Origin of the sequence: Blautia sp. KLE_1732_HM_1032 (genome assembly GCF_025147905.1) — a bacterium.
GTDB lineage: Bacteria > Bacillota > Clostridia > Lachnospirales > Lachnospiraceae > Blautia_A > Blautia_A fusiformis.
The window spans coordinates 3251094-3277706 of sequence record NZ_CP102266.1; the positions used below are offsets into that span (position 1 = coordinate 3251094).

Annotated in this window: 27 protein-coding genes and 1 riboswitch; of the genes, 9 read left to right on the forward strand and 18 right to left on the reverse strand. The window is 46.7% G+C overall.

The window, feature by feature from the left end; translation table 11 throughout:
• Window positions 1-102: 102 nt before the first annotated feature.
• A complete protein-coding gene (locus NQ489_RS15440) occupies window positions 103-636 on the reverse strand; it encodes a hypothetical protein (RefSeq protein WP_156906921.1) in 534 nt (177 codons plus the stop codon).
• A gap of 216 nt (window positions 637-852) precedes the next feature.
• Between NQ489_RS15440 and asnA the strand changes: the two genes are divergently transcribed.
• Entirely contained in the window at window positions 853-1863 is a 1011-nt protein-coding gene (gene asnA, locus NQ489_RS15445; protein WP_015526128.1) for an aspartate--ammonia ligase, read from the forward strand.
• Window positions 1864-1911: 48 nt separating this feature from the next.
• Window positions 1912-2346 (forward strand): CBS domain-containing protein, encoded by a 435-nt coding sequence (locus tag NQ489_RS15450; protein WP_021651604.1) that lies wholly within the window; start codon window positions 1912-1914, stop codon window positions 2344-2346.
• A 123-nt stretch (window positions 2347-2469) separates the two neighbouring features.
• On the opposite strand, the gene NQ489_RS15455 is transcribed toward NQ489_RS15450, so the two are convergent.
• The 3 genes from NQ489_RS15455 to NQ489_RS15465 form a co-directional block, all read right to left on the reverse strand.
• Window positions 2470-3213: an amino acid ABC transporter ATP-binding protein gene (locus NQ489_RS15455; protein ID WP_021651603.1), complete on the reverse strand. Its 744-nt coding sequence runs from the start codon at window positions 3211-3213 to the stop codon at window positions 2470-2472.
• A complete protein-coding gene (locus tag NQ489_RS15460) occupies window positions 3200-3898 on the reverse strand; it encodes an amino acid ABC transporter permease (protein ID WP_326929037.1) in 699 nt (232 codons plus the stop codon). The genes NQ489_RS15455 and NQ489_RS15460 overlap by 14 nt, the downstream gene beginning before the upstream one ends.
• 138 nt (window positions 3899-4036) lie before the next feature.
• Entirely contained in the window at window positions 4037-4813 is a 777-nt protein-coding gene (locus NQ489_RS15465; protein WP_021651601.1) for a transporter substrate-binding domain-containing protein, read from the reverse strand.
• 496 nt (window positions 4814-5309) lie between these two features.
• Here NQ489_RS15465 and dapF point away from each other — a divergent pair, with 496 nt between their 5' ends.
• Window positions 5310-6164, forward strand: a complete 855-nt coding sequence (dapF, locus tag NQ489_RS15470; RefSeq protein ID WP_044961559.1) for a diaminopimelate epimerase — start codon at window positions 5310-5312, stop codon at window positions 6162-6164.
• A 63-nt stretch (window positions 6165-6227) separates the two neighbouring features.
• Here the strand turns inward: dapF and NQ489_RS15475 are convergent, their stop codons facing one another.
• The 14 genes from NQ489_RS15475 to NQ489_RS15540 all read right to left on the reverse strand — a co-directional run bounded on the left by NQ489_RS15475 (window position 6228) and on the right by NQ489_RS15540 (window position 22460).
• The gene (locus NQ489_RS15475) at window positions 6228-6542 is read right to left on the reverse strand and encodes an AzlD domain-containing protein (protein ID WP_021651597.1); all 315 of its coding nucleotides are present in this window, start codon (window positions 6540-6542) and stop codon (window positions 6228-6230) included.
• Window positions 6532-7251 carry an AzlC family ABC transporter permease gene (locus NQ489_RS15480; protein ID WP_044961558.1) on the reverse strand — a complete coding sequence of 240 codons (720 nt, stop codon included), beginning with the start codon at window positions 7249-7251 and terminating at the stop codon, window positions 6532-6534. Before NQ489_RS15480 ends, NQ489_RS15475 begins: the two co-directional genes overlap by 11 nt.
• Window positions 7252-7481: 230 nt before the next feature.
• Window positions 7482-7922: a hypothetical protein gene (locus tag NQ489_RS15485; RefSeq protein WP_021651595.1), complete on the reverse strand. Its 441-nt coding sequence runs from the start codon at window positions 7920-7922 to the stop codon at window positions 7482-7484.
• 1201 nt (window positions 7923-9123) lie between these two features.
• On the reverse strand, window positions 9124-11496 hold the full coding sequence (locus NQ489_RS15490) for a ribonucleoside triphosphate reductase (RefSeq protein ID WP_021652116.1): 2373 nt from the start codon (window positions 11494-11496) through the stop codon (window positions 9124-9126).
• 214 nt (window positions 11497-11710) lie between these two features.
• Window positions 11711-12946 (reverse strand): GTPase HflX, encoded by a 1236-nt coding sequence (gene hflX, locus NQ489_RS15495; RefSeq protein WP_021652115.1) that lies wholly within the window; start codon window positions 12944-12946, stop codon window positions 11711-11713.
• Window position 12947: 1 nt separating this feature from the next.
• The gene (locus NQ489_RS15500) at window positions 12948-14006 is read right to left on the reverse strand and encodes a tetratricopeptide repeat protein (RefSeq protein WP_021652114.1); all 1059 of its coding nucleotides are present in this window, start codon (window positions 14004-14006) and stop codon (window positions 12948-12950) included.
• A gap of 8 nt (window positions 14007-14014) precedes the next feature.
• Window positions 14015-15361 carry a phosphoglucosamine mutase gene (gene glmM / locus NQ489_RS15505; RefSeq protein ID WP_021652113.1) on the reverse strand — a complete coding sequence of 449 codons (1347 nt, stop codon included), beginning with the start codon at window positions 15359-15361 and terminating at the stop codon, window positions 14015-14017.
• 14 nt (window positions 15362-15375) lie between these two features.
• A complete protein-coding gene (locus tag NQ489_RS15510) occupies window positions 15376-16293 on the reverse strand; it encodes a nucleotidyltransferase family protein (protein ID WP_021652112.1) in 918 nt (305 codons plus the stop codon).
• 57 nt (window positions 16294-16350) lie between these two features.
• Window positions 16351-17427, reverse strand: coding sequence for a peptide chain release factor 1 (prfA, locus tag NQ489_RS15515; protein ID WP_015526148.1), 1077 nt, complete (start codon window positions 17425-17427; stop codon window positions 16351-16353).
• Entirely contained in the window at window positions 17420-18307 is an 888-nt protein-coding gene (prmC, locus tag NQ489_RS15520) for a peptide chain release factor N(5)-glutamine methyltransferase (RefSeq protein WP_021652111.1), read from the reverse strand. The genes prfA and prmC overlap by 8 nt, the downstream gene beginning before the upstream one ends.
• Complete coding sequence (locus tag NQ489_RS15525; protein ID WP_021652110.1) at window positions 18294-19292, reverse strand: DUF1385 domain-containing protein; 999 nt, start codon at window positions 19290-19292, stop codon at window positions 18294-18296. Before NQ489_RS15525 ends, prmC begins: the two co-directional genes overlap by 14 nt.
• Window positions 19293-19384: 92 nt before the next feature.
• Window positions 19385-19588, reverse strand: a complete 204-nt coding sequence (gene rpmE / locus NQ489_RS15530; protein WP_015526151.1) for a 50S ribosomal protein L31 — start codon at window positions 19586-19588, stop codon at window positions 19385-19387.
• 105 nt (window positions 19589-19693) lie between these two features.
• A complete protein-coding gene (gene rho / locus NQ489_RS15535) occupies window positions 19694-21214 on the reverse strand; it encodes a transcription termination factor Rho (RefSeq protein ID WP_021652109.1) in 1521 nt (506 codons plus the stop codon).
• A gap of 250 nt (window positions 21215-21464) precedes the next feature.
• On the reverse strand, window positions 21465-22460 hold the full coding sequence (locus NQ489_RS15540) for an anthrax toxin lethal factor-related metalloendopeptidase (protein WP_021652107.1): 996 nt from the start codon (window positions 22458-22460) through the stop codon (window positions 21465-21467).
• A gap of 160 nt (window positions 22461-22620) precedes the next feature.
• Window positions 22621-22708: riboswitch (cyclic di-GMP riboswitch) on the reverse strand.
• A 129-nt stretch (window positions 22709-22837) separates the two neighbouring features.
• Between NQ489_RS15540 and NQ489_RS15545 the strand changes: the two genes are divergently transcribed.
• Genes NQ489_RS15545 through NQ489_RS15570 form a run of 6 tightly spaced genes read left to right on the forward strand, consistent with a single transcriptional unit; the run spans window position 22838 to window position 26611 of the window.
• The gene (locus NQ489_RS15545) at window positions 22838-23755 is read left to right on the forward strand and encodes a transglutaminase-like domain-containing protein (RefSeq protein WP_021652106.1); all 918 of its coding nucleotides are present in this window, start codon (window positions 22838-22840) and stop codon (window positions 23753-23755) included.
• Between the two features lie 21 nt (window positions 23756-23776).
• The gene (locus tag NQ489_RS15550) at window positions 23777-24820 is read left to right on the forward strand and encodes a type II secretion system F family protein (RefSeq protein WP_021652105.1); all 1044 of its coding nucleotides are present in this window, start codon (window positions 23777-23779) and stop codon (window positions 24818-24820) included.
• A gap of 12 nt (window positions 24821-24832) precedes the next feature.
• Window positions 24833-25189, forward strand: a complete 357-nt coding sequence (locus tag NQ489_RS15555) for a hypothetical protein (RefSeq protein WP_021652104.1) — start codon at window positions 24833-24835, stop codon at window positions 25187-25189.
• Window positions 25186-25680: a DUF4860 domain-containing protein gene (locus tag NQ489_RS15560; RefSeq protein ID WP_021652103.1), complete on the forward strand. Its 495-nt coding sequence runs from the start codon at window positions 25186-25188 to the stop codon at window positions 25678-25680. Before NQ489_RS15555 ends, NQ489_RS15560 begins: the two co-directional genes overlap by 4 nt.
• Window positions 25677-26129: a hypothetical protein gene (locus NQ489_RS15565; protein WP_015526159.1), complete on the forward strand. Its 453-nt coding sequence runs from the start codon at window positions 25677-25679 to the stop codon at window positions 26127-26129. Before NQ489_RS15560 ends, NQ489_RS15565 begins: the two co-directional genes overlap by 4 nt.
• On the forward strand, window positions 26126-26611 hold the full coding sequence (locus NQ489_RS15570) for a hypothetical protein (RefSeq protein WP_044961856.1): 486 nt from the start codon (window positions 26126-26128) through the stop codon (window positions 26609-26611). The genes NQ489_RS15565 and NQ489_RS15570 overlap by 4 nt, the downstream gene beginning before the upstream one ends.
• Window positions 26612-26613 lie beyond the last annotated feature (2 nt).

The following is a 26613-nucleotide window of genomic DNA, read 5'->3' on the forward strand; positions in this document are numbered from 1 at the left end:
AGGCATGAGTATAACACAGCTGAGGAGAAAAGAAAAGGGATATTTCTGTATACACGAAAATACAGACACTTAGCACTGCCTGATCTCACTGCAGAAATATTCTCACAAATTCGTTCCGATCCAGTCTGCAAGAAAATCCCATAATTTCGGAAGCAGAATGGCCAGTGTCACTATAAACCATATGATCCAGCCTGCCCCGCTGCTTTTCTGATCTTTTTTTTGCTGTTTTTTTCCCTGATCTAAAACTTCTGCACGATTTCTGCCCATCGTTGTTTTATTCCTGGTATTAACTGCCGCTACAGTCTTACGTCCGGCTGCTGCACCTGCATTCCGGCTTCCGGTTAGATTCCGATTCAAATCGGTATTGCGGCTTGCATTCGTATTCCGGTTTATGTTTGTATTCCGGTTTACGTTCGTATTCCGGTTTACGTTTCCGTTATGTTGTGTTGTTTGATCAGCATCCTGTCCATACTGCCGCATCATATCCCGCACTTTGGCGGAAGCATGTTTATAATGTATCTCCCGGGGCTCATTCAGATGATATAACACCTCATCATTTCTGTAAGGCATCCCACATAATGAACACCTGCCATTTACAACCTTACCCCCACAAACCTGACACCTTTGACCTGCCATAAGCTCCCTCCATTCTATCCGTCAAAACGGATATTTATATTTCCATCGTAAACATAAGCATTCTTTTTTCAGTATATCACACCAGGCATTTAATACCCAGTATTTTTCTACGATACCCCAAAAGACTTCCCCTCTCATTATATTGCCACTCCACCCATTTTCTGTTATAATACCCCACAGAGCAATAAGCCTAAAAATCATCAGGAGGAGCCGATAATGAATACAATCACAATCCCCGCAACCTATCATGCAGACCTGAACCTCCATGACACACAGATTGCGATCAAAACCGTAAAAGATTTCTTCCAGCAGACACTCTCACAGAAGCTGAACCTTCTTCGAGTATCCGCTCCAACATTTGTAGCACCGGAATCCGGCCTTAACGACAACCTTAATGGTGTAGAGCGCCCGGTAAGCTTTGATATCAAGGCTATCGAAGGAAGCAACGCCGAGATCGTACACTCCCTTGCCAAATGGAAACGCTACGCACTGAAAAAATACGGATTTTCTCACGGAGAAGGTCTTTACACAGATATGGTAGCCATCCGCCGGGATGAAGATCTGGACAATATCCACTCTGTTTACGTAGACCAGTGGGACTGGGAAAAGATCATCTCCAAAGAAGAGCGTTCCATGGAGACTCTCAAGGAAACCGTACGCACCATTTACAGTGTCCTTCGTAAAACTGAGAAATACATGGCTGTACAGTATGACTACATCGAGGAGATCCTTCCGAAGGATATCTTTTTTATCACAACTCAGGAGCTTCTTGACATGTATCCGGACTGCACACCGAAGGAACGTGAATATCGGATCACCCGTGAAAAGGGTGCTGTCTTCCTTATGAAAGTCGGCAAAACCCTCACCAACGGCGAGCGCCACGACGGACGTGCCCCGGACTATGATGACTGGGAACTGAACGGTGATATCCTCGTATACTATCCGGTACTTGACATTGCCCTTGAGCTTTCCTCAATGGGAATCCGTGTTGACGAGGACGCACTTGACCGCCAGCTTACCGAAGCAGGCTGTGATGACCGAAGAGAGCTTCCATTCCAGAAGGCCATCCTGAACAAAGAGCTTCCGTACACCATCGGTGGTGGTATCGGACAGTCCAGGATCTGTATGTTCTTCCTTCGTAAAGCACACATCGGAGAAGTACATGTCTCTCTCTGGCCGAAGGAGATCACAGATGCTGCAGAGACACACGGACTTCAGCTTCTCTAAAACAGCCTACAGATTTATTTATAATTTTTGCGGAAATGAGGTAATAACGTGAACATTCTGTTTTTTCTGATTCCCAAAAGCGAAGTAGCCTACATCTTTGAGGATGAAACTCTTCGCCAGACCCTCGAAAAAATGGAGCACCGCAAGTACTCCTGCATTCCTATCCTCACCATGGACGGCAAATATCTCGGCACCATCTCAGAGGGAGATCTCCTCTGGGGCATGCGCCGTGCAGATATCCACGACATCAAGGAAACAGAGGGAATCCCAATCATGGCGATCCCACGTCGCGCCACCTACAAACCGGTCCATGCAGATTCCAATATGGAAGATCTCCTGGATCGCGCCATTAATCAGAACTTCGTACCGGTGGTAGATGACCAGGGCTCCTTCATCGGAATCATAACCAGAAAATCTATCATCAAATACTGTTACAACGAAATAAAAGCCGCACAGAAAACTGCCGGTGAAGAAATTCACTGAGCAGCGGAAAGAAAAAGGATTTTTTTGCAACTAGCACTACAAAAAACGGATGCTTTATCTCCTGCAGCATTTCCACAGGAGGATCAAGCATCCGTTTTTAATATTCTTATATTTATAATGTCATTATAATGTCTTTGAAAGAAACTCTCGAAGTCTCTTATTCTTTGGATTTGCAAAGAATTCCTTAGGAGAATTTTCTTCCTGGATCTTTCCTTCATCAATGAAGAGGACTCTGGTTGCCACCTCGCGGGCAAAGCCCATCTCATGAGTTACCACAACCATGGTCATGCCGGATCTTGCAAGCTCCTGCATCAGTTCCAGGACCTCTCCTACCATCTCCGGATCAAGAGCAGATGTAGGCTCATCAAATAGCATCACGTCCGGGTTCATGGCAAGAGATCTTGCAATGGCGATACGCTGCTTCTGACCGCCGGAAAGCATGTCCGGATAGGAATCTGCCTTATCCGGAAGACCTACTCGCTCCAGAAGCTCCAGTGCCGTTTTTTCAGCCTCTTCCTTACTCATAAGATTCAGAGTCACAGGTGCGAGCATAATGTTCTCTTTTACTGTCTTATGTGGAAAAAGATTAAACTGCTGGAATACCATTCCGATCTTCTGACGATGACGGTTGATATCCACCTTGGAATCTGTGATGTCGGTTCCCTCAAAGAGGATTTTTCCCCCGGTCGGCTCCTCAAGGAGATTCAGGGAACGGAGGAATGTAGATTTACCACAGCCGGATGGTCCGATAATGGCTACTACTTCACCTCTGCGGATCTGTGTGGTGATCCCGTTGAGAACCTGATTGCCGCCATAGGCCTTTTCAAGTCCCTGTACATCCAGAAGCACTTCATTACTTACGCTCATTGGTTCTCAGCCTCCTTTCAAGTCTTCCTACCAGATAGGTAAGGAAGCAAACGATCACAAGATAGATCGCAGCTACTACCAGCAGCGGGAACAGTGCACTGTAGGTCTGGCTTCGGATAATGTCTCCGCCACGGGTCAGATCCATAAGTCCGATATAACCACTGATGGATGTCTCCTTCAAAAGTACGATCAGCTCGTTTCCAAGGGCCGGCAGGATGTTCTTGACCGCCTGCGGAAGAATGATCTTGATCATAGTCTGTGTATAGTTAAGACCCAGGCTCCGTCCTGCCTCAAACTGTCCCTGATCAATAGACATGATACCGGAACGGACGATCTCAGCCACGTATGCAGCAGAGTTCATACCAAAGGCGATAATGGCAACAACTATCTTACCCGGATCTATGGTTGCAAAAATAACATAAAATACGATCAGCAGCTGTACCATCGTTGGGGTGCCACGGATCACAGTCAGATAAACACGACAGATCACATTAAGGATCTTAAGCTTACCTGTCTTATCATGTGTAGAACGGACAATAGCAATGACAAATCCCAGAAAAATACCAAGAAGTACAGCAAAAAAAGTAATGATGATGGTATTTTTCAGACCGGACAAAATGAACTGCCAGCGATTGTTGTCCAGAAAGTTAAACTGAAACTGTTCAATAAGACTCAAAATTTCCACCCTTTCCAAAACTACAGGTTCCGAAATCCGGAAAACATACCCGGATATCCGGAACCTGATCATTCGCTACTGAACCCTGCAACGAATATCTGTTTCTCAGCTTATCCGTTCAGAATCCTCTGATTTCTCTGTGCAAAATTATTTCTTTACAATAACAACCTGCTCTGCAGTTGTGTACGGATCAGTGAAATCAACGCTCTTTTTACGATCCTCTGTTACTGTCATTCCTGCAGCACCGAAATCAGCTTTTCCGGATTTAACAGAATTTACGATCGCATCAAACTCCATATCCTCGACCTTCAGCTCATATCCAAGCTTGTCGCAGACAGCCTGAGCGATATCAACATCAATACCTACGATCTTATCTCCGTCATAGTATTCGTATGGCTGGAAGGTTGCGTTTGTTGCCATGGTAAGAGTTCCCTTGGAGTGATCTGCATCCTTAGGAGTCTCATACGGTGTCTTACCTGCATCATCACCGATGTAGTTATCTCTGATGGAATCCAGAGTTCCGTCATCCTTCAGCTCCTTCAGCGCTTCGTTGAACTCTTTGGTAAGGTCTGCATTATCTTTGGAAAGACAGATTGCATACTCCTCTTTATCAAAAATATCCTCAACGATCTCAAGATCATCGTTTTTCTCAACAAATTTCTTGGCAGGCTCGCTGTCGATCACTACGCAGTCAATCTTACCCTGTTTCAGAGCCATAACAGCGTCATTACCTTTGTTGTATCTCTCTACTGTTGCGTCTTTAACCTCTGTAGCGTCTGCATCACCGGTTGTTCCAAGCTGAACACCGATCTTCTTACCCTCCAGATTATCTGCGCTCTTGATCTCATCTGCTGCAAAAACAGCGGATGTCATAGAAACTGTCATAGCTGCTGCAAGTGCAAGTGCCATAAATTTTCTCTTCATTTTTTCTTCCTCCTGAATTCTATGTACTTTACGTTAACTGTCTCTCTGCTTGTGTCAGTCCAATGTTACTGTTCACTTCGTGACCAGCAACACGCTCCGCGATGCACAGAAATCATGCTTTTGCATGATTTCGCGCCGAAATTCTCGGGTTTTCTGTGACCTGTGGTCACAAAAAACACCTCGCGGAATATTACCAATGAACAGTAACAGCCCAATCCGTAATGTACAGCATAATTATACATCTCCATGCATATTACTTTGTTTTATGATACCATGTTTCTGACAAAATGCAAGCATATAAAACCCATAAATCCGAAAATCCACCTGTAATTTATGGGAATTCCACAGGGAAAATTCACTTTTCGATAACAATTGTCCAATATACTATACTATTAAAGGCAACAAATGGAAAAAAACTGCGTGTTTTTTCCATGGGGTCTTGTGTTCCAACAGAAAAAACAAGTATAATATTCAGAAACAAGAGGAGGTTACTATTATGAAATTCACGAAAATGCACGGCATTGGAAACGATTATGTATATGTAAACTGTTTCGAGGAAACTGTTAAGGATCCGGCCGCAGTGGCAAAATTTGTCAGCGACCGTCATTTTGGCATTGGTTCCGATGGGCTGATCCTGATCCGCCCGTCGGAGATTGCAGACTGCGAGATGGATATGTACAATCTGGACGGCTCTCAGGGTGCCATGTGCGGAAACGGTATCCGCTGCGTTGCCAAATATGTCTATGACCACGGCATTGTGGACAAAACTTCTTTAAGCATCGCCACAAGAAGCGGTATCAAATATGTAGATCTTACTATCCGCGACGGCAAGGCCTCCATGGTAAAAGTCAACATGGGCTCCCCGATCCTCACTGCAAAAGAGATCCCGGTGGTTGCCGAAACCGAACAGGTGATCGACGCTCCCATCACCGTCGACGGAAAAGAATATCACATGACCGCAGTTTCCATGGGTAATCCTCATGCCATCATCTACGTAGACGATGTGGACAGCCTTGACCTGGAAAAGATCGGCCCGTCCTTTGAAAATCACGTATGCTTCCCGGACAGAGTCAACACTGAGTTTGTTCAGGTGATCGACCGCCACACCGTAAAGATGCGTGTATGGGAGCGTGGCTCCGGAGAAACTCTTGCCTGCGGCACAGGCGCCTGCGCAGTTACGGTAGCTTCCATCCTCAATGACAAGGTTGACGGCAGCAAGCCGGTTACTGTACAGCTTCTTGGCGGAGACTTAAACATCTCCTGGGAAAGAGATGAAAACCTTGTATATATGACAGGACCTGCAACTACGGTGTTTGACGGAGAGATCGATCTTGGATTTTTAGGTGAATAAATGAAAATGGAGGGAGCTTTTCGAAGCTCCCTCCTGCGTATTATATTTCCGCATATCCCCTCTTCAAATAAATACCAGAACCCTCTCCACGATAAACACCGCCGCACATGCCAGCAGGGCTACTGTGATCAGGCTTTTTTCCTTATATGCAGCAATAAGTGCTACCAGGAAACCTGCAGCGCCGGAGATGATGCTGTCTGTGGCCTTCAGGATGGCCGGGAAGGTCATGGCTGCCAGACAGGCATATGGCACATAATACAGAAAGGACTTGATAAACGGGCTTCTGATCTCATTTTTTGCAAGAGCAAGGGGCAGCATACGGATGAGATAGGTGACTGCTGCCATCACCAGGATATAGAGATATACATTATGACTCATGAACGGCTTCCTCCTTCTCTTCCACCGGGCAGAAATAAGCTGCTAGGCCTGCTACCAGAAGTGTTGTGATAATGATCATAAATCCGGATGATACCTGTTTTAACACCGGTGTCACCGCAAAAACAGTGCTGACTGCCATGGATGCCACAACCACCCCAAGAACCGGTCTGCTCTTTTTGGACGGCGGGATGATGATGGCCAGGAACATTCCGTAAATGGCAACGCTCAACGCACTAAGCATAAAATCCGGCAGAAGGCTTCCGGAGATTCCTCCTGCCAGAGTTCCAAGAGTCCATCCGGGAATTGCCACGCACATGGCTCCGTAATTATAAAATACACTGACCTTTCCCTCCTGAGCCGCACTGATCCCGAAAATTTCATCGGTGATACCAAAAGCAGCGATGTATTTCAGGATGCCGGACTCCTCACGCCGGAATTTCTGGGACAAGGAAAATGACATCAGGCAGTATCTCAGGTTGATGATCAGCTGGGTCATTGCCATCTCCCACATGGAGCCTCCCGCAAAAATAATGTCCAGTCCCGCAAACTGACCGGCTGATGTCAGGTTGGTCAGGGAGATCAGAACTGCCTGCCAGATACTCAAGCCGCCGGCAACAGCCATCATGCCAAAGGTAAAGGATACCGCAAAATATCCAAGAGCGATGGGAACTCCATCCTTCATACCTTTTCTGAAACTTTCTCTTTTCATCGATTTCCTCCATTGTATGTACATTCCGTTATAAACGCAGCTGTGCCTACTTCTCCGATCTATACAGCACTCATCAGAATCTCGCCACAGCTCGTTGTACATGTAAATAAGAGCGTGCCCGGAAACGTTTTTCCTGTTTCCTGACACGCTCTTTTATTGTAGCATTGCCCTGTCAAAACTTCAATACGTGAATACGTCATTCCTGTTTGTCATTTTTCCGGAATATGTCCTTACGCTTCTTCAACTCCATCCGGATCTACCAGACGATCCAGAACCTTGAAGCCATTGTTACGAAGAACGCTTTCTGCAACAAGGAGATCCTCACAGTGCATGATCGCTACCGGGACTTTCAAACCTCTGTGGAAAAAGGTGTAAATGTAATGAAGGTTTACGTTGCTGTCGCCCATGACGCTGAGAAGCTTGTCAAGGCCGCCGATCTCATCCTGAAGATCTACCAGGATAGCCTGAGTAATACGGGTCATATATCCGTTTTCTGCCATGATCTGGTCTGCTTTTTCCGGATCATCACATACCATACGGAAGTTTGCGAACTCCGGTGCATCGAAACAGCCGAAGCCGTAAATGTCGATCTGATTCTCTGCAAGAATCTTTGTGACTTTCTGAAGACTTCCCGGAGTGTTTTCTACGAAGACGATGTTCTGTTTTACCATGATGTGATTTCCTCTTTTCCTGATTATTTTTTCTTGTTATTGTTTTTCTTATTATTCTTTTTTTATTCTAGCATGAAATTAATTGGAAGTGAATCCCTTTCCGGGAGGGAGCATTTCGCATGCGGTTTTCCCTTTCCAGGGGGGAGCATTTCGCATGCGGCTGTGCTTTTCCTTTCCAGGAGGGGCATTTCGCATGCGGCTGTGCTTTTCCTTTCCAGGAGGGGCATTTCGCATGCGGCTGTGCTTTTCCTTTCCAGGGGGGGCATTTTGCATGCGGCTGTGCTTTTCCTTTCCAGGGGGAGCATTTTGCATGCGGCTGTGCTTTTCCTTTCCAGGGGGAGCATTTCGCATGCGGCAGGTGCGAGGAGGGGAAGCATTCATAGTTGCGAAGGCCATCGTCCCCTCCTCGCGCTCCTCCCCTCCCGGCCACGCCGCTGTTCTGTGTTGTGGAATGTGTTACTTTTCTGACGGGGCGATGGATTCTACGGTATTGGATATTGTAGGTTGTGCCGATATAAGTAACTGATATGCTTTCTTGATTCAGGTCAAGCGGATATTCGCAATCCGCTTCGCTACTTGCTCATAACTGCTCCGCAGTTTATCAGATAGAGCCTGCACTTCTCCTGATACAAGCAAGTCCTCACCCACTGCTTATTGCTTTTCGCAACTCTGCAGGGGACTTACTTGATTCAGTTAAATATCACAGAATATAAATCTCATATCAGGGAACAGGCCCGCTATGCGGGCCGCTTTCTCGTCCGCCCTCATCCATCGGCTCAGCCTTGAATTCCCGATACCGTCGAATCCATCGCCCTATACAAAACGTATCACACACCACAACGTACGTTCAAAAAAGCGTGCCCGGAAAGGGGGAGCGCGAGGGGGAAAAACGGGCTTCGCAACTTTGAGTGCTTTCCCCCTCGCAAATTTCCGCCGGGAAACAATTCCCGGATCCCCCACGCGGTATTACAGCGGTATATATTCATACATTAAAGTGTAACACTTTCAATCATTAAACCCATGTATAAGTATACCATCCCGACATGAAATGTCAACCACCTTTCCCAAAAACGAAAATCCCCCAAAAAATATAAAAACAAAAAGACAAAAAATAAAAAATTATATAAAAAAGACCAGACGCACATCCAAACAGACATACGTCCAGCCATTTTAATTACAATTTACAATTGCACCGAAGAGCTCAATCCAGCTCTTCATCCACATACTTCTGAATGTTAGAAGCATTCACATACTTCTTAACCCGTGCCCCGTCAGTGATTACAAGTGTAGGCGCCTGACGGATCCCATACTGCTTGACAAGCTCGGGATTCTGCTCAGCATCGATGATCTCCAATTCTTCGCCTTCCAGCATTTTCTTTGCCATACGGCAGTTCGGACAAGTGCTGGTCGTAAAAAGATATTTATGAGATTCCACAGGCTGGATCTCCACCTCGTTACCCTTCATGGTCATCACACTGGTATGGACCTTTTTCAGCTGGGAATGGGTAATATCATAGAGGGTACGGTTCTTGTACTCCTGGGTCTTACCATCGTTCCAGTTCTGTACAGGACGGTAATATCCTGTGATACGGCTGTAAACCTCAGCCTTCTTTCCACATTTCGGGCAGGTGAAATGCTCGCCGCTGATGTAGCCATGCTCCTGACATACGGAATAGGTCGGTGAGATGGTGTAATAGGGCAGGCGATAATTCTCTGCGATCTTACGTACCAACGCTGCCGCTGCCTTCCAGTCCGGAAGCTTCTCCCCAAGGAATGCATGGAATACGGTTCCTGAAGTATACAGAGTCTGCAGATCGTCCTGAATATCCAGTGCGTCAAAAATATCCGCAGTGTAATCAACCGGCAGATGAGAGCTGTTTGTGTAATACGGAGTGTCGCCCTCTTTTCCCGCTGTTTTGATATCCGGATAACGGCTTCTGTCGTGTTTGGCAAGACGGTATGCAGTGGACTCTGCCGGTGTTGCCTCCAGATTGAAAAGCTCTCCCGGATACTGCTCCTGATAGTCTGAAAGACGGCTTCTCATATGCTCCAGAACCTCTTTTGTAAACTTCTGGGTTTCCGGATCTGTCATGTCTTTTTTCAGCCAGCAGGCATTTAAGCCCGCTTCGTTCATTCCCACAAGACCGATGGTGGAAAAATGATTGTCAAAGCTTCCAAGATATCTCTTCGTGTACGGATACAGTCCCTCATCCAGAAGCCTGCTGATCACATCTCTCTTGATATGAAGAGATCTTGCGGAGATATCCATCATGTGGTCCAGGCGCTGATAAAATTCCTTCGGCGTTCTGGAAAGGTATGCGATACGCGGCATATTGATGGTAACAACGCCTACAGAGCCTGTGCTCTCACCGGAGCCAAAGAATCCACCACTCTTTTTGCGGAGCTCACGGAGATCCAGACGGAGGCGGCAGCACATGCTGCGGATGTCGCTTGGCTTCATATCACTGTTGATATAATTGGAAAAATACGGAGTACCGTACTTGGAAGTCATCTCAAAGAGAAGACGGTTGTTCTCGGTATCAGACCAGTCGAATTCCTTTGTGATGGAGTAGGTCGGGATCGGATACTGGAATCCACGTCCGTTGGCATCTCCCTCAATCATGGTCTCGATAAATGCCTTATTGACCATATCCATTTCTTTCTTACAGTCTTTGTATTTGAAATCCATGTCCTTGCCGCCTACGATAGCCGGAAGCTCTGCAAGGTCGTCCGGAACGGTCCAGTCCAGTGTAATGTTGGAAAATGGTGCCTGAGTGCCCCAGCGGCTTGGAGTATTTACGCCATATACAAAGGACTCAATGCATTTCTTAACCTCCGGATAGGAAAGGTTGTCTGCCTTTACAAAAGGTGCCAGATAAGTATCAAAGGATGAAAATGCCTGTGCGCCCGCCCATTCGTTCTGCATGATACCCAGGAAATTCACCATCTGGTTGCAGAGTACACTTAAATGCTTTGCAGGTGCAGAAGTGATCTTACCCTCAATACCACCAAGTCCCTCTCGGATCAGCTGCTTCAGGGACCAGCCTGCACAGTAACCGGTCAGCATGGACAGATCATGGATATGGATATCTGCATTTCTGTGTGCATCTGCGATCTCGTTGTCGTAGATCTCAGACAGCCAGTAGTTTGCGGTAACTGCTCCGGAGTTGCTTAAGATCAGACCTCCTACAGAATAAGTAACCGTTGAGTTCTCCTTTACACGCCAGTCCTCAACCTTTACATAGCTGTTTACGATTTCTTTATAGTCAAGGATGGTGGATTTCATATTGCGGATCTTCTCACGCTGCTTACGATAAAGGATATACGCCTTGGCAACATCAGAATATCCGGCCTGGATCAGTACGTTCTCCACACTGTCCTGGATATCCTCAACAGAAATCCGGTTGTTCTCGATCTTATTCTGAAAATCCGCTGTAACACGAAGTCCCAGAAGATCGATCATATCCGAACTGTAATTCTTACCTTTGGCATCAAATGCCTTATCAATTGCCGCAGTGATCTTCCCCATTTTAAATTCGTCTAATTCACCGTCTCTTTTTACTACCTGAAACATAAGAAAATGCCTCCCTCATGCATTTATTTATAAGCGGATATTTCATTCCGCCTCACTTGCCTGCTTACGAACACACTCCGTTTCACGATCTGTGTTCAAAGCGCTGTAGGCTTATTGTATCAGACACGCCTCTTTGCGTCAACATAAAAAGCACCATATATAGTGCCCGTTTTGTTCACGGTACTATATATGGTACTGAGTAGATATTTTAACATTATGTGACTTTCGGATAGATTTCCCGCGGAACTCTTGCTTTTACAGCAATCCCTCCTTCGGTATACTCTTCCGAAAGAAGCTGTCCATACTCACGGATCAGCTGGATCTGACCGGCCTCCGAATAAGGAAAAAGCCGTTCCATATAAATCTGTCCTTCTGCCAGTATCTCAGAAAGAAGCTGCTTAAATTCCTCAAGCCCCTCTCCTGTCCGTGCGGAAATCTTCAGCGTATGGTCTGCTCGGAGATCCCGAAAGCTCTCCCCGGAAACACGGTCCTGCTTGTTAAAAAGTGTGATCGTCTTTTTTCCCAGAGCACCAAGCTCTTTCAGGGTTTCATATACGATATGCATCTGTATCTCCGCCTGAGGATTGGATGCATCTACCACATGAATGATATAATCCGCATATTTGGCTTCCTCCAGAGTACTCTTGAAGGCTTCCACCAGATTGTGGGGAAGCTTGCGGATAAAGCCTACGGTATCCGTAAGAAGAAGCTGCTGTCCGTCATCCAGTGTCAGAAGACGGGTAGTCGGATCCAGTGTGGCAAACAGCTTATCCTCCGAAAGCACCGAAGCGCCTGTCAGTGTATTCAGAAGTGTTGACTTTCCTGCATTGGTATAGCCAACAATGGCTGCTGTCTTCAGATTTCCCACAGCTCTTCTGGAACGGATCAGCTCTCTGTGCTTTTCTACCTGGGAAAGCTCCTGCTTCAGTGCGGATATCCTGTTCCGGATCAGACGACGGTCTGTCTCCAGCTTTTTCTCACCAGGGCCTCTGGTTCCGATTCCTCCTCCAAGTCGCGAAAGAGAAGAACGTAGTCCCACAAGACGTGCAGACCTGTAACGAAGCTGTGCAAGTTCTACCTGGATCTTGCCTTCACTTGTGACGGCACGCTTCGCAAAAATATCAAGGATCAGCAATGTACGGTCCATGACTTTGCATTCCAGTTCCCGCTCCAGATTGTTCATCTGTGCAGGAGAAAGCTCATCGTCACAGATCACACCATTGGCATTCAAAGCATAGAGAAGACCTTTTACCTCCTCGATCTTGCCTTTTCCGATATAGGTACCGGGGTGTACTGCCTCACGGTTCTGGATGATCCTGCCAGCAACGGCCGCACCGGCTGTAGCCGCAAGCTCCCCAAGTTCATCCAGGGATTCCTCCATGTCATCCCCCAGATTCGCTTGGACACCGATCAGGATGACACGGTCCTGTATTTCCTCAAAATATTCCATATCAGCCCTCCGAAGACGTTCTGGTTTTCAGGAAAGCCAGCTCTTTTTTTGCGGCGGAATCTTCCGGGAACATATCAATATATTCCTGCGCCTTGGTCAGTGCAGTGGCAAAATCCAGTTTTTTCTCATAGGCTACGATCTCGTTGAACAGAAGGCTCTGCATCTCGTCTGTGGTAGCAGTAGGAAGGCCTTTTGTAATATTATCAAGAGCGGAATCATAATCCCCGTTCCGGATATCACACAGTGCCAGGCCGTTATATCCCTTGGCGGAATCTCCCACTGCGGAAATATACTGTTTGTACATTGCCTGGGCATTTTCCACATCGTCCTGGGCCAGATATACCATTCCCATGAGAAGAAGGGCCTCTGTATTATCCTTTTTGGATGCTTCCAGGAGCTCTTTTTTTGCATTGGTGTAGTCTTCCATATAGTAGTAGACACGGCCTCTGTCACAGTGCTCCTGGGCGTCCTTGGCCTCAGAAGAAAGAGCTGCCTCCAGATATCTGGTTCCGTCTGCTTCCATATCTTTATCCAGGTATGCCTCATAGATCTGGATCGCCATATCATAGGTGGAATCTTCCCCATAGGCCTGCTTGAAGTTCGATGCCGCTTCCTCGTAGGAATCCATGGCAAGGGCAACTTTTCCGGTGAGGAAATAACTGCTTGCATCCATGGAAAAATCTTCTCCAAGTGTCTGGCAGTCTGCCATGGCATCCTCATAATTTCCGGCCTTCAGCTCTGCGGTAGCACGGTAGGACAGGATATCCTTCCGGAGGCTTTTGCTGACTTTATCGCAGTTTAACGCTTCTGTGAAGTTATTCACCGCATCTTCATATTTACCGAGACGTAAGCTTGCAATACCTGCCCCACGGTAGGACTGTGCCAGTTTTACCCCGTTCTGGATAGAACTCTGATACTCCTCCAGGGCATACTTGTAACTTCCCTGGGAAAGATCTTTTCCGGCCTGTTCGTATGTTTTTGTTTTTTCACTGCCGCAGCCGCCCAGAAGCAAAGCTCCTGTAACGGCTGCAAGAATCAATACGGTCTTTGTATTTTTCATGGAATTCCTTATTCTACAACAAGCCCTTCGGCTTCCATTACATCAACAACACTGTCTACATATTTATGGCAGAGTTCATCGGTTCCTGCTTCTACCATAACACGGATCAGCGGCTCTGTACCGCTCTCACGTACCAGGATACGGCCATCATCGCCAAGTGCCTCTGCCGCAGCCTCGATGGATGCTTTTACCTTCTCATTCTCCAGTGCTGTTTTCTTGTCGGAAACGCGCACATTGCGGAGAAGCTGCGGGTAAACCTTCATCTCCTTGGCAAGGTCGCAGAGTGTGGCTTTCTGGTCCACACATGCTTCCATGATCATCAGGGATGTGAGGATTCCGTCACCGGTAGCAGAATAACGGCTGAAAATAATATGTCCGGACTGCTCACCGCCGATACTGTAATTGTTTTCCATCATATTCTCGGCAACGTATTTGTCACCGACTGCAGTCTGCTCGTAGTCGATGCCTTCCCGCTCAAGGGATTTGTAAAGGCCAAGGTTTGACATAACAGTTGTTACAACTGTATTTCCGTTCAGCTGTCCTTTTTCTCTTAAGTATTTACCGCAGACATACATGATCTTGTCACCGTCAATGATGTTTCCACGGTGGTCTACGGCGATACAGCGGTCTGCGTCACCATCGTATGCAAAACCGATATCCAGACCTTTATCTACCACAAATTGTCTCAGAACTTCAATGTGTGTGGAACCGCACCCACGGTTGATGTTGGTTCCGTTCGGCTCATTATTGATTACGTAAGTTTTTGCACGGAGTGCGTCAAAAACACTCTTGGCAATGGCGGATGAACTTCCGTTGGAGCAGTCCAGTCCCACCTTGATATTCTTGAAATCGTGGCATGGGATAGAGATCAGATGTCCGATATAACGGTTTCTTCCAGATGCAAAATCCACAGTACAGCCGATATCTTCTCCGGTTGCCAGCGGAAGTTCCTCAATCTCACCATCCAGGTAAGCCTCGATACGTGCTTCAATATCTGCCGAAATCTTCTGTCCGTTCTCATTGAGGACTTTGATTCCATTATCGTTAAACGGATTATGGCTTGCGGAAATCATGATACCGCAGTCAAAATCTTCTGTACGTACTACATAGGACACACTTGGAGTTGTGGTTACATGAAGCAGATAAGCATCTGCTCCGGATGCGGTAAGTCCTGCCGCAAGGGCATACTCAAACATGTAACTGCTTCTTCTTGTATCCTTGCCGATCACGATCTTCGCTTTGTGATCTCTGCCATAATACCAGCCGAGATAACGTCCCACACGAAATGCATGATCTGCTGTAAGTTTTACATTTGCTTCACCACGAAAACCATCTGTTCCGAAATATTTACCCATAATGTTCTCCTTTATTACTGATACAGTCCTTCCGGATAAACGCCGTCATCTGTAAGTTTTTTGAATGCAGCCTGTACAGATGCCTTATCTTCCTGATAAGTAACACCAAACCACTCGTCCTTTGTCTCAAGAACGTCTACGGCTGCTTTTCCGGAATGGATCAGCTGGTCAATAAGCTCTGGGAGAAGATACTCTTTTTTGATATCTCCCTCTTTGATTCCACCAAGAAACTCAATGAAGCCTTTCTCAAGGATCTCCATAAATTCCGGTGTCAGACCCCACATGTTCATGGAAACAAGGCTCTTCACATCCAGCTTCTCTGCTGTACCGTCGTCATTTCTTGTCTCTGCGCCGTCTGCTGTCTTGAAGATGTTATGTGTCTCTGTAACGCCAACAAGCTTGCCGTCCTCAATATGGCACACACCTCTTGTAACGCTTCCGTTGTCGCTTAATGTATTTCCAAGGCGGAAACCTGCCATGCAGATGTGCATCGGGCCATCCTGTGGGTGATCCTGCACAAGATAGTCGTGAACTTTTACGTAGGCTTCTTTTCCATAGTAGTCATCTGCATTGATAACAGCAAATGGCTCGGAAAGGACTTTCTTTGCTGCCAGTACGGCATGTCCGGTTCCCCATGGTTTGGTACGGTCTGCCGGTTTCTGGAAATCTCCCGGAAGATCATCGATCTCCTGGAATGCATATGCAACCTCTGTAATTTTGGAGATACGGTCTCCGATTACTTTTCTGAACTCATCCTCAAGGTCTTTACGAATGATAAATACGACCTTGTTGAATCCTGCCTCCAGTGCATCATGAATGGAATAGTCCATAATAATCTCGCCCTTCGGACCTACCGGTGCAAGCTGCTTGATACCTTTTCCGAAACGGCTGCCAATACCGGCCGCCATAATTACCAGTGCTGTTTTTTTCATGTTTTGATTCCTCCTGATTCATTATAGTTTTTTGAACTCTATCTCTGTAATTAACAATTATTCCTGTTCGTTGAGCTTGGTCAGCTTCACTGCCTGGTCTGCCGCGATCAGGCTGTCGATGATCTCATCCAGATCTCCGTTGAGGATATTCTCAAGGCGATGAAGGGTAAGTTTGATCCTGTGGTCTGTTACACGTCCCTGTGGGAAGTTGTAGGTACGGATCTTCTCGGAACGGTCACCGGTACCGATCTGGCTTCTTCTTGCCTCTGCCTCGGCGTCGTGCTGCTTGGCAAGTTCCATCTCATACAGACGGGAACGGAGTACGCGAAGTGCCTTATCCTTGTTCTTAAGCTGTGATTTCTCGTCCTGACAGGAAATTACGATTCCTGTAGGAATATGGGTAAGACGTACCGCAGAGTCTGTGGTGTTGACACACTGGCCACCGTTTCCGGAAGCACGGAATACATCGAATTTACATTCATTGAGATCCAGATGGAAATCAATCTCTTCTGCCTCCGGCATAATGGCTACGGTACAGGTAGAAGTATGGATTCTTCCGCCGGACTCTGTCTCCGGAACTCGCTGTACACGGTGTACACCGCTTTCGTATTTCAGTCTGGAATATGCACCCTCACCTTTGATCATGAAAGTAACTTCCTTGAAGCCGCCGATACCGTTCTCATTAAGGCTGAGCATCTCGGTCTTCCAACGGCGGGACTCTGCGTATTTCACATACATGCGGTAGATCTCTGCCGCAAAGAGAGCTGCCTCATCACCGCCTGCGCCTCCACGAATCTCAACGATAACGTTCTTGCTGTCGTTAGGGTCCTTCGGAAGAAGAAGGATCTTCAGCTCATGCTCCAGCTCCTCCACTCTCTTTTTTGCATCGGAAAGCTCTTCCTTCAGCATTTCACGCATCTCTTCGTCCTTCTCGCTCTCCAGCATGGAAAGACTGTCCTCGATGGTTTCCTTATTTTTCTTATATTCTTTATATGCGTCAACGATTGGCTGCAGGTCGCTCTGCTCCTTCATCAGCTTCTGAAAATGTGCCGGATCGTCGGTTACTCCCGGTTCTCCCAGCTCATTGAGAAGCTCTTCAAAACGTACCAGCAGATCATCCAGTTTATCAAACATGTATTTCCTCCTGTTTCTGTCCAAGCACCACACGGTCAAGGCCCGGCAGATCCTTTATGATCTGAACCCCGGTAAACCCGGCTGCTTTCATCATTGTACTGACTGCCTCACCCTGGGTGCAGCCGATTTCATACAGAAGCCATCCGCCTGGTTTCAGGTACCTTCCGGCCTCTGCTGTGATCTTTCTGTAAAAATAGAGCCCGTCTTCCATTCCGTCAAGGGCCTTCCTCGGATCATGAAGGCGGACTTCTTCCATCAGTGTTTCAATTTCTTCTGTTGCGATATAAGGCGGGTTTGAAATAAGGATATCATATTTCCCACTATCTTTTCCACCTTTTTCACAAAAATACGGTGCTGAGAACAGATCGCTTTCCACAAAATCCGCCCGGTTCTCCACCTTTAGAATACCTGCATTCTTTTTTGCCACTTCCAGTGCTTCCGGTGAAACATCCACACCGGTCCCACAAGCATCCTGCCGTTCCAGAAGAAGGCTGAGCAGGATGCAGCCGGAGCCGGTACACATATCCAGGATCTCCGGTTTTTCCACATCCCCAAGGTGTTTCAATGCCTCTTCCACCAGGGTCTCCGTATCCTGTCTCGGGATCAGCACGTTTTCGTTTACATAAAACTCATAGCCCATAAAAAAAGCCTGATGAGTCAGCTGCTGTACAGGAATATGTCCTGCCCGCCTGTCGATCAGCATAAGATACTCTGCTGCGGTCTCATCAGACACCGGTTCATCTCCATGCGCAAAATAATATGCCCGATTCTTTCCGGTCTTAAATTCCAGAAGGAGCCAGGCATCCAGCCCGGCTTCTTCCAATCCGTTATCTTTCAGTATTGTTGTACCTTTTTTCAGAAGGGACTCAAGAGTCTGCATTTTCTGTCTCCTCTGTCTCATATGGGATGTCCAGGTCAAACTCCTCTTTCAGATAAGCTCTCCAATCAAAAACAGCCTCAACTGCTTTGATGGCTACCTCTGCCATATCTGCAGCAGGCTCCTTTGTGGTGAATTTCTGCATGGCAAGACCTGGTTTACTCATAATGTCCGCAAATTTACTGTCTGTTCTTCCTGCCCACTGGATGATCTCAAAGGAAATCCCCGCAACTACCGGCACCATGAGAAGTCTTCCCAGCAGTCTCACCCAGTAAAACGGCACCGCCACAAACACAAAATGCAGCACAATACTTACCAGCATGACCAGAAACAGAAAGCTTGTTCCACAGCGCTTATGAAACCTGGAGCTCTTTAACACATTCTCTACCGTCAGAGGCAGACCATGCTCCACACAGTTGATACATTTGTGCTCCGCACCGTGATACATAAATGTCCTCTGGATATCCTTCATTCTGGAGATCAGGAACATATATCCCATAAACAGTGCCAGCTTCACAAAGGCTTCCACTATGGTGACCAGAAATTCCGAAGCACCTACCCCTCGGATCAGACTAGCCAGTACATACGGAAGAAACATAAAAGCAGCCACAGAAACCACCATGGAGATAGCTACCGTAATGTAAAGAAGCCACTTGAACTGCTTATCCTCTTTGGCTTTTTTTGCAGAACGCTCTTCTTCTGTAAGCTGCTCATTCTTCCTGACTGTTCCCTCATCTTCCTCGTCTCCTGCGATCTCCGCAGAATACATCAGGCATTTCGTGCCTACCACAAGAGAATCCACAAAGCTTACCACACCACGGATGATCGGTTTCTTCAGAAATGCGTGATTTCCGAAGATACATTTATAATCCTCTACCTTCAGCTCGATCTCCTGGTCCGGGCGGCGCACTGCGATAGAATATTTGTCCTTGTGGCGCATCATGATGCCTTCCATGACCGCCTGTCCGCCGATATTCGATGATCTCATTCATTCTCTCCTGTGCAAATTAAAAATTTTTCAGTTAAAGAAAGGTTGAGATTTCCCAACCTCAACCTTCTCATTTCCTGTATTCGCAATAATTACTTATTCAGGCCGTATTTCTTGTTGAACTTATCGATACGTCCACGAGCCTGTGTAGCCTTCTGCTGTCCTGTGTAGAACGGATGGCATTTGGAACAGATCTCAACATGGATGTCCTCTTTAGTAGAACCTGTTACGAAAGTGTTTCCGCAGTTGCAGGTTACAGTTGCCTGATAGTAGTTCGGATGGATTCCTTCTCTCATGATTTTCACCTCTCTATATATTTAATATTATTCGTATTCAATTGACGAATTCCATTTTAAACAGCTTGCTAAGTATAACATAGCTTTCCGTAAAATGCAAGGACTTTATAAAAATTTCTGTTTCTTTACAGTCTGTACCAGTTCTGCATTGTTCCTGGTTCTGGCAAAGGTATTCAGGATCTGTTCTACTGCCTCATCCGCTTTCATTCCGTTGAGAGCTTTTCGCATAATATAAACCGCTTCCTGTTCATCCTTGCTGAGAAGCAGATCCTCTCTTCTGGTTCCGGATTTCTGGATATCAATGGCCGGGAATACCCGTTTCTCCTGTAATTTACGATCCAGGACAAGTTCCATATTACCGGTTCCCTTGAACTCCTCATAAATAACATCGTCCATCTTGCTTCCGGTATCCACAAGTGCAGTTGCCAGAATCGTCAGGCTTCCGCCCTCGCGCATATTACGGGCTGCGCCAAAAAATCTTTTGGGCATATGGAGAGCCGCCGGGTCAAGACCACCGGATAAGGTTCTTCCGCTTGGCGGGATGATCAGATTATAGGCTCTGGCAAGTCGTGTGATCGAATCCAGAAGAATGATCACATCCTGTTTATGCTCTACAAGACGGCGCGCACGCTCCACAACCATCTCGGAAACTCTCTTATGATGTTCCGGAAGTTCATCAAATGTAGAATAGATCACTTCCACATTCGGTCCCTGGATCGCCTCTCTGATATCGGTAACCTCCTCAGGGCGCTCATCGATCAGAAGAATGATCAGATGCATATCTCTGTTATTCCTGAGGATAGACTTGGCAACATCTTTCAGAAGGGTTGTCTTACCTGCCTTTGGCGGAGATACGATCATTCCTCGCTGGCCCTTTCCGATAGGACTGATCAGATCCACGATACGCATAGCCGTTGTACCGCCTGCACGCTCCATGACAAGTCTCTCATTCGGAAAGATCGGTGTCATATCTTCAAAATTATACCGTCTCTGTCCCTCACTCGGATGGAAACCGTTAATGGAAGATACGTAGAGAAGGGCACTGAACTTCTCTCCCTGGGTCTTGATGCGGATATTTCCCTGGATGATATCACCTGTCTTTAAATTAAAGCGGCGGATCTGGGAAGGAGAAACATAAATGTCGTTCTCACCCGGCATATAATTCTCACATCGGATAAAGCCATATCCATCCGGAAGGACCTCCAGGATCCCGTTAGCCTTTTCACCACTGTCCAGCTGGGTGGATTCTGACGGGACATTCCCGTTCTCCCTTGTAGCTTCCCGGTTATATTCACGGTTGTACTCTCTGCGGATATTTGTGCTTCTGTGTTCCTGCTCATTCTTATCACTACGATATTCCTTCCGCTGCTCCTGAAGTCCTTCCCCTGCCGGACGGGTACGATATTCTGTTTTTTCCGAATCATAGCTTTTTTCTTTTACAGTATTTTCTGCCGGTGTACTTTTGTGTACTTCTTCGGGATTTCCTCTGTCGGACTCTTTGGCGTCCTCCTCCAGCATCCGCTCAATCAGTGCCGGTTTTCTCAGAGTAGAAATTCCCTTCATCCCTCTCGCCTTTGCCAGATCCTTCAGCACCGCCAGAGATAATGATTCATACTTTTCTCTCATATTAAATCCTCTATTCTTAAATCTGATAAATTATATATTTGTTGTTTATGGAATCAGATACAACCTGACATGGCTGCACTTTTTTTGAATGAAAGCGTGTTTTCAGCTTATGTTTCATTATACACACCTTATAGAGTCTATTGCAAGAAATATTTATCGACATTTTTTTTATACTTTTCTCACAAAAAAGAAAAAATCTGCCCGGGAGATCTCTTCCCGGACAGATCCAACGTTCCTGTATGCTTCTTTTTTAGCTCCAGAACGGTCCGTATATATCCATGACCCTCTGGATACGTTCATCAGTAATTTTATTCAGAGCCGCCACGATCGCTGCATACGTTTTTGGTCTCTGTCTCTTAAGTGTTGACGGACTTGTTACATACTCAAGCACTGATTCTGCAAAATATTCTGAACTGTTCTGCGTTGCATAGCTTCTGTTGATACCTGTAAATTTGGATTTTTCGCTGTTATAAACTGCGGCAAAATCACTTGTTCTGTCTACGTTTCCCGCAACAAAAGCAAGGAAATGTCCCAGTTCATGGTAGATTGTCTCATTCTCAAAACGAAGGATGATGCTTCTTGAATGTGCGTTAAAGCAGCCTCCGTAGTTAACAGACGGATCGATCGTTACAGTAAATCCAAGCTTCTTGTAGGCTTTGAGCACCCTGCTGTCCATCTTCGGTGCAATGGAAGCAATATTGCTTACTGAATATTTGCTGTCCATGTTGATGCTTTCTACTTTTTTTGTGGAAGCTGCATTCGCTTTGCCGGCAGTAGCTGAAGCCGCCATGACTGTTGTGGTCGTCTGAATGGTTGTAGTTACTTTCCGTGTCTGAACGGCTGTTTTTGATTTCTTTGTGTATTTCTGTGTTGTTGCAGTCTTAACTGTCTTTAATGTTTTTACGGTTGTATTTCTGTTTGTTTTCTTTGTGGTCGTACTCTTCTTATTGGTAGTCGGAAGCTTCTTGGTATAAGTCTTGGTCGCCGCTTTTTTCAGCTTAACTTTTTTTCTGGTTGTCTTGGTATTTGAAGTCGTTTTGGTAGTCACCTTCGGTTTTGAAGCAAGTGGAGTGTCGTCCTCTGTGATGGTAGTCTCCACTACCGGATCTGTAAAATCCGGAAATTCCGGAACCTGTGACGACTGCCAGACATTAAAGCCACCTGCCAGTACAATAACAGCTGCAAGGCATCCTGCTAAAGCTTTTTTCCTGCCTGTAAAAATTTTATGGATATCTGTTCTTTTCATATCATTCACACCTTTCTGAAAGCCGACGTTTCAGTTTCCAACCTAAACCGGATTTTAGGCATCAAAAAAGCCGCTTATTCTAACGAAATAAACGGCCGCATTAACACACAGATTCTTGTTCATAGATGTTATCTGAATACGTCATTAAATCGGAATTTAATGCGGCAACCGGCTGTCATAGTCATCCTTCGGACCTTAGACCCATGGCTTTGCGTCCCTGTCTTTCAACAGGTTTGCCTTTATATGTATAGTATATGTTTTTTTCCCTAAAATGTCAACATTTTCCACTGCATTTTGAGCCCTACTCCTGTCTTTTTTTCACGGAATCTGCTATACTGTTCAAAAAGAAAGCATGATATAACAGGAGAACGGAAACAATGTCAAAATTTTTACCAGTCCGTCTCTTTTTTGTATGGCTGCTTTTCGGAATCCTGCTGGCAGGCTGTGGAAATTCTCCTTCCTCCGATGAAGAACCTCCGGTATATTCTCCGGCCAGAGTCCTCACCCCGGAGGCCCCCGGCAAAAAAACACTGGGCAGTTCCCCTCTGATCCTGGATATTTCCAATCAGGATCAGGGATATCTGACTGCAGAATCCGATTCCGATGATTCCCGCATGAACATTCAGCTTACTGCTCCCTCCGGTGTGGTCTATTCCTATTTTCTGGAACCTGATGAACAGACGGTACTTCCTTTTTCCGAAGGCTCCGGTGAGTATCTCATCACCTGCTATCAGCAGGTTGATGGAAACCAGTATGCCGCCCTTTACACGGAAACGCTCACAATAAAGCTTCAGAATGAATTTCTTCCGTTTCTGTATCCAAACCAGTACGTGGACTTTTCTTCCAAAAGTAAAACCTGCAAACTGGCAGCCTCTCTTGTCAAAGAAGACATGACCGATATCGACATCCTGAAAACCTTCTATACATATGTTACCAGTCATATTTCCTACGATTATGACAAAGCTGATTCTGTCGAAGCCGGTTATCTTCCTGATGTAGATGATACTTTAAGCACCGGCACGGGGATCTGTTTTGATTACGCTGCACTGACTACTGCAATGCTCCGCAGCCAGGACATTCCCTGCAAGCTTCAGATCGGCTATTCCGGTGATGTAAAGCATGCATGGATCGATGTTTATATCCGTGGCAGAGGCTGGGTGACAAAGGCAGTATCTTTTGACGGAGACACCTGGAAGCTGATGGATCCCACCTTTGACGCCAACAGTGATGGTGATGAAGCGATCCAGGAATATATCGGTGATGAAAGCAATTATACGGTACAGTTCACGCGCTGACCCACTAAAGGAGACCTTATTATGAAAAACAAACTGACAGCCCGGGAATTATCCAGTTTCTGCGGGCAGATGGGAATGCTTCTGCATTCCGGCATATCCACAGCGGAAGGACTTCACATCCTCTGTGACGAAAGCAAGACCGATGCAGACCGGCAGATCCTCACACCCCTGATCCGTTCCGTGGAAGAAAACGGTTCTCTTTCCCGGGCTCTTGACGAATCCGGGATCTTTCCCACATCCATGACCGCCTATGTCCGGACCGGTGAGGAAACCGGCTGCCTGGATGAGATCATGGAAAGTCTCAGTTCCCACTATGAACAGGAGGAAGAAATCTCAGGACAGATACGGTCTGCAGTCACTTACCCGCTGCTCATGCTTGGCATGATGGCTGTTGTGATCCTGGTCCTTCTGATAAAAGTCCTGCCGGTATTTCAACAGGTATTTAACCAGATGGGAATGGAAATGAACGGGGTTTCCCGGGGACTTCTGAATGCAGGCAACGTGATCAGCCGGTATTCCTCTATTTTTCTGATCTTCGCCGTAGCTCTCATTGGCTGCATCCTGTTTTTCAGTCTTACGGAAAAAGGTCACAGCCAGCTGCGAAAAATGGCCATCCATCTCCCGTTTTTCCGTGAGATCCCAGTTGCCATGGATTACAGTCGTCTGGCCCAGGGCCTTTCCCTGGGGCTTCGGAGCGGACTTTCCCCGGAAACCAGCCTGGAGCTTACAAAGGATCTGATCTCACAGCCGGTGATACTCGAAAGACTCCGGAAGGCTTCCTCCATCCTGGATAGCGGAGAAACTTTTTCCAGGGCTCTTACAGAATCCGGTCTGTTCGGCGGCATGGAAGGCCGTCTCATCACGATATCCTTCTATTCCGGTTCCAGTGACGAAACCTTCCGCAGGCTTTCCCGGCAGTACACCGAAAGATCCATAGATCTGATCTCACAGGCAGTCTCCATTGTGGAGCCTACCATCGTGATCCTGCTGTCTCTTCTTGTGGGGCTGGTCCTTTTATCCGTCATGATGCCGCTTCTGGGGATCCTCTCAGATTTTGCAATGTAAGGTGGTGACCGCATGGAACTTTTTGAAAGCCGCAGAACAAAATTTCTCAGAGCATTTTTTCTTCTCTTTCCGGCGCTGCTTCTGGTTTTATCCTGCACCTTGTTTGTGGCAGGTGTCAGCAGCACCTCCGACCAGGCCGTACACAAAGAACAGGATGCTCTGGAACAGACACTGAAAAACGGTGCCATCCGCACCTATGCCCTCACAGGCACATATCCCGAAAGCCTGTCCCAGCTTCTCTCGGATTATCATATCACTTATGACAAAACCAAATTCGTAGTAGAGTATGTTCCTAACGGTTCCAATCTCCTGCCGTCTATCAGCGTGATCGCTCTGTCCGGCAGTGCGAAAGGAGGGAATGCCTCATGAATCACCGGAAGAACACCGGACATTCCGTTTCTTCTCTTTTTTCGCTTCTTCTTTTCGGTGTTTTTGTTCTGTTCCTTATACTGATGCTGCTGTTTTCCGCCCGGATTTACCAGCAGACTGTGAAACAGACTGACTCCGATTCCGAGCTTGGGACCGCAGCAACTTATCTGACTACCAAATTCCGGCAGCACGACCGCGGCGATGAGATCTTTTCCAGTTCCCTAGATGATATTCCTGCCCTTTGTTTCCGGGACGATATCAAAGGAAAAGAATATATCACGTATATTTACCTGAAGAATGACAGTCTGATGGAGCTTTTCACTGCAAAAGGCTCTCAGGCCAGTTCCGATGCTGGAACCGTCATCTCACAGCTTTCCGATTTCCGGTTTTCGGAAATGGAAAATGGTTTTTACCACTTTTCCCTGGAAAGTACCACGAGAGTCCGCTCGGAATTCCTGCTTCATCGCACTGGCAAAAAGGAGGCATCATGAAAGAATCAAGACATAATTCCGGTACCAGCCTTTTTCTGATGGAAATGATCCTTGCCCTTTTGTTTCTGTCACTTTCCTCAGCTGCCTGCATCCAGATCTTCGCGGCAGCACGGAAAAACCGGCTCCAGGCAGAACAGTGGAACCAGATCCAGGCTCTCACAACCTCCGTGGGCGAGATACTGGAAGGCACTGACGGAACCGATGAACAGTTCCTCTCCCTGCTTCCGGGGGGCATCAAAAAGAACACCAACCTGATCTGGTATTATGACCGTAACTGGCAGAGCTGCTCTTCTGGAGAAGCCGCCTGTGAAATGATCCTGGAAACAGATATTTCTTCTTCAGAAAAATCCGGCGAGCTTTCTTTCCGGCAGCTTTCCAACTGCAGTGAGCTTTACCGGATCACCCTGCGTTTTCCTGTTGATGACTACAGAAGGGAGGCTGTACATTGAAACAGAAGCATACGTTTTTTGTAACTGTCGGCATTCCTTCCCTGTTTCTTATCTTCTCTGTGCTGTGTCTCTGTGTACTTGCTCTGCTTACTCTTGGAAGCTCCAGATCCAGTCTTAACACAGCCAGACATTCTATGGAACAGACCGAAAATTATTACACCTGCTGCGCAAGCGCCACGGAAACCGTTTCAGAAATCCGTGATGATCTGGAGCAATACAGGGAAAAAGCTTCCGATGAGACCAGATATTTTTCCATGATACAAAAGCTTGCGGACACAAGAGACGATCTCAGCTGGGATTCCCACAGCCACACCCTTTCCTTTTCCGTTGGAATTTCCGAGACACAACAGCTTTCTGTAGTGCTTGAGATTTTTTACCCGCAGAAAAAAAGCTCTTCCGCTTATCAGATCCTGCAATGGAACACAGAGCTTACCGGATCCTGGCAACCTGACAACCACCAGAATGTATTTAAAGGAGAATAAAC

What these genes read in the sequence shown, in the direction of transcription:
- NQ489_RS15440 (WP_156906921.1), bottom strand. Translation starts at nt 636, where the DNA reads ATGGCAGGTCAAAGGTGTCAGGTTTGTGGGGGTAAGGTTGTAAATGGC.
- asnA (WP_015526128.1), top strand. Translation starts at nt 853, where the DNA reads ATGAATACAATCACAATCCCCGCAACCTATCATGCAGACCTGAACCTC.
- NQ489_RS15455 (WP_021651603.1), bottom strand. Translation starts at nt 3,213, where the DNA reads ATGAGCGTAAGTAATGAAGTGCTTCTGGATGTACAGGGACTTGAAAAG.
- NQ489_RS15465 (WP_021651601.1), bottom strand. Translation starts at nt 4,813, where the DNA reads ATGAAGAGAAAATTTATGGCACTTGCACTTGCAGCAGCTATGACAGTT.
- dapF (WP_044961559.1), top strand. Translation starts at nt 5,310, where the DNA reads ATGAAATTCACGAAAATGCACGGCATTGGAAACGATTATGTATATGTA.
- NQ489_RS15475 (WP_021651597.1), bottom strand. Translation starts at nt 6,542, where the DNA reads ATGAGTCATAATGTATATCTCTATATCCTGGTGATGGCAGCAGTCACC.
- NQ489_RS15480 (WP_044961558.1), bottom strand. Translation starts at nt 7,251, where the DNA reads ATGAAAAGAGAAAGTTTCAGAAAAGGTATGAAGGATGGAGTTCCCATC.
- NQ489_RS15485 (WP_021651595.1), bottom strand. Translation starts at nt 7,922, where the DNA reads ATGGTAAAACAGAACATCGTCTTCGTAGAAAACACTCCGGGAAGTCTT.
- NQ489_RS15490 (WP_021652116.1), bottom strand. Translation starts at nt 11,496, where the DNA reads ATGTTTCAGGTAGTAAAAAGAGACGGTGAATTAGACGAATTTAAAATG.
- hflX (WP_021652115.1), bottom strand. Translation starts at nt 12,946, where the DNA reads ATGGAATATTTTGAGGAAATACAGGACCGTGTCATCCTGATCGGTGTC.
- NQ489_RS15500 (WP_021652114.1), bottom strand. Translation starts at nt 14,006, where the DNA reads ATGAAAAATACAAAGACCGTATTGATTCTTGCAGCCGTTACAGGAGCT.
- glmM (WP_021652113.1), bottom strand. Translation starts at nt 15,361, where the DNA reads ATGGGTAAATATTTCGGAACAGATGGTTTTCGTGGTGAAGCAAATGTA.
- NQ489_RS15510 (WP_021652112.1), bottom strand. Translation starts at nt 16,293, where the DNA reads ATGAAAAAAACAGCACTGGTAATTATGGCGGCCGGTATTGGCAGCCGT.
- prfA (WP_015526148.1), bottom strand. Translation starts at nt 17,427, where the DNA reads ATGTTTGATAAACTGGATGATCTGCTGGTACGTTTTGAAGAGCTTCTC.
- prmC (WP_021652111.1), bottom strand. Translation starts at nt 18,307, where the DNA reads ATGCAGACTCTTGAGTCCCTTCTGAAAAAAGGTACAACAATACTGAAA.
- NQ489_RS15525 (WP_021652110.1), bottom strand. Translation starts at nt 19,292, where the DNA reads ATGAGATCATCGAATATCGGCGGACAGGCGGTCATGGAAGGCATCATG.
- rpmE (WP_015526151.1), bottom strand. Translation starts at nt 19,588, where the DNA reads ATGAGAGAAGGAATCCATCCGAACTACTATCAGGCAACTGTAACCTGC.
- rho (WP_021652109.1), bottom strand. Translation starts at nt 21,214, where the DNA reads ATGAGAGAAAAGTATGAATCATTATCTCTGGCGGTGCTGAAGGATCTG.
- NQ489_RS15540 (WP_021652107.1), bottom strand. Translation starts at nt 22,460, where the DNA reads ATGAAAAGAACAGATATCCATAAAATTTTTACAGGCAGGAAAAAAGCT.
- NQ489_RS15545 (WP_021652106.1), top strand. Translation starts at nt 22,838, where the DNA reads ATGTCAAAATTTTTACCAGTCCGTCTCTTTTTTGTATGGCTGCTTTTC.
- NQ489_RS15550 (WP_021652105.1), top strand. Translation starts at nt 23,777, where the DNA reads ATGAAAAACAAACTGACAGCCCGGGAATTATCCAGTTTCTGCGGGCAG.
- NQ489_RS15555 (WP_021652104.1), top strand. Translation starts at nt 24,833, where the DNA reads ATGGAACTTTTTGAAAGCCGCAGAACAAAATTTCTCAGAGCATTTTTT.
- NQ489_RS15560 (WP_021652103.1), top strand. Translation starts at nt 25,186, where the DNA reads ATGAATCACCGGAAGAACACCGGACATTCCGTTTCTTCTCTTTTTTCG.
- NQ489_RS15565 (WP_015526159.1), top strand. Translation starts at nt 25,677, where the DNA reads ATGAAAGAATCAAGACATAATTCCGGTACCAGCCTTTTTCTGATGGAA.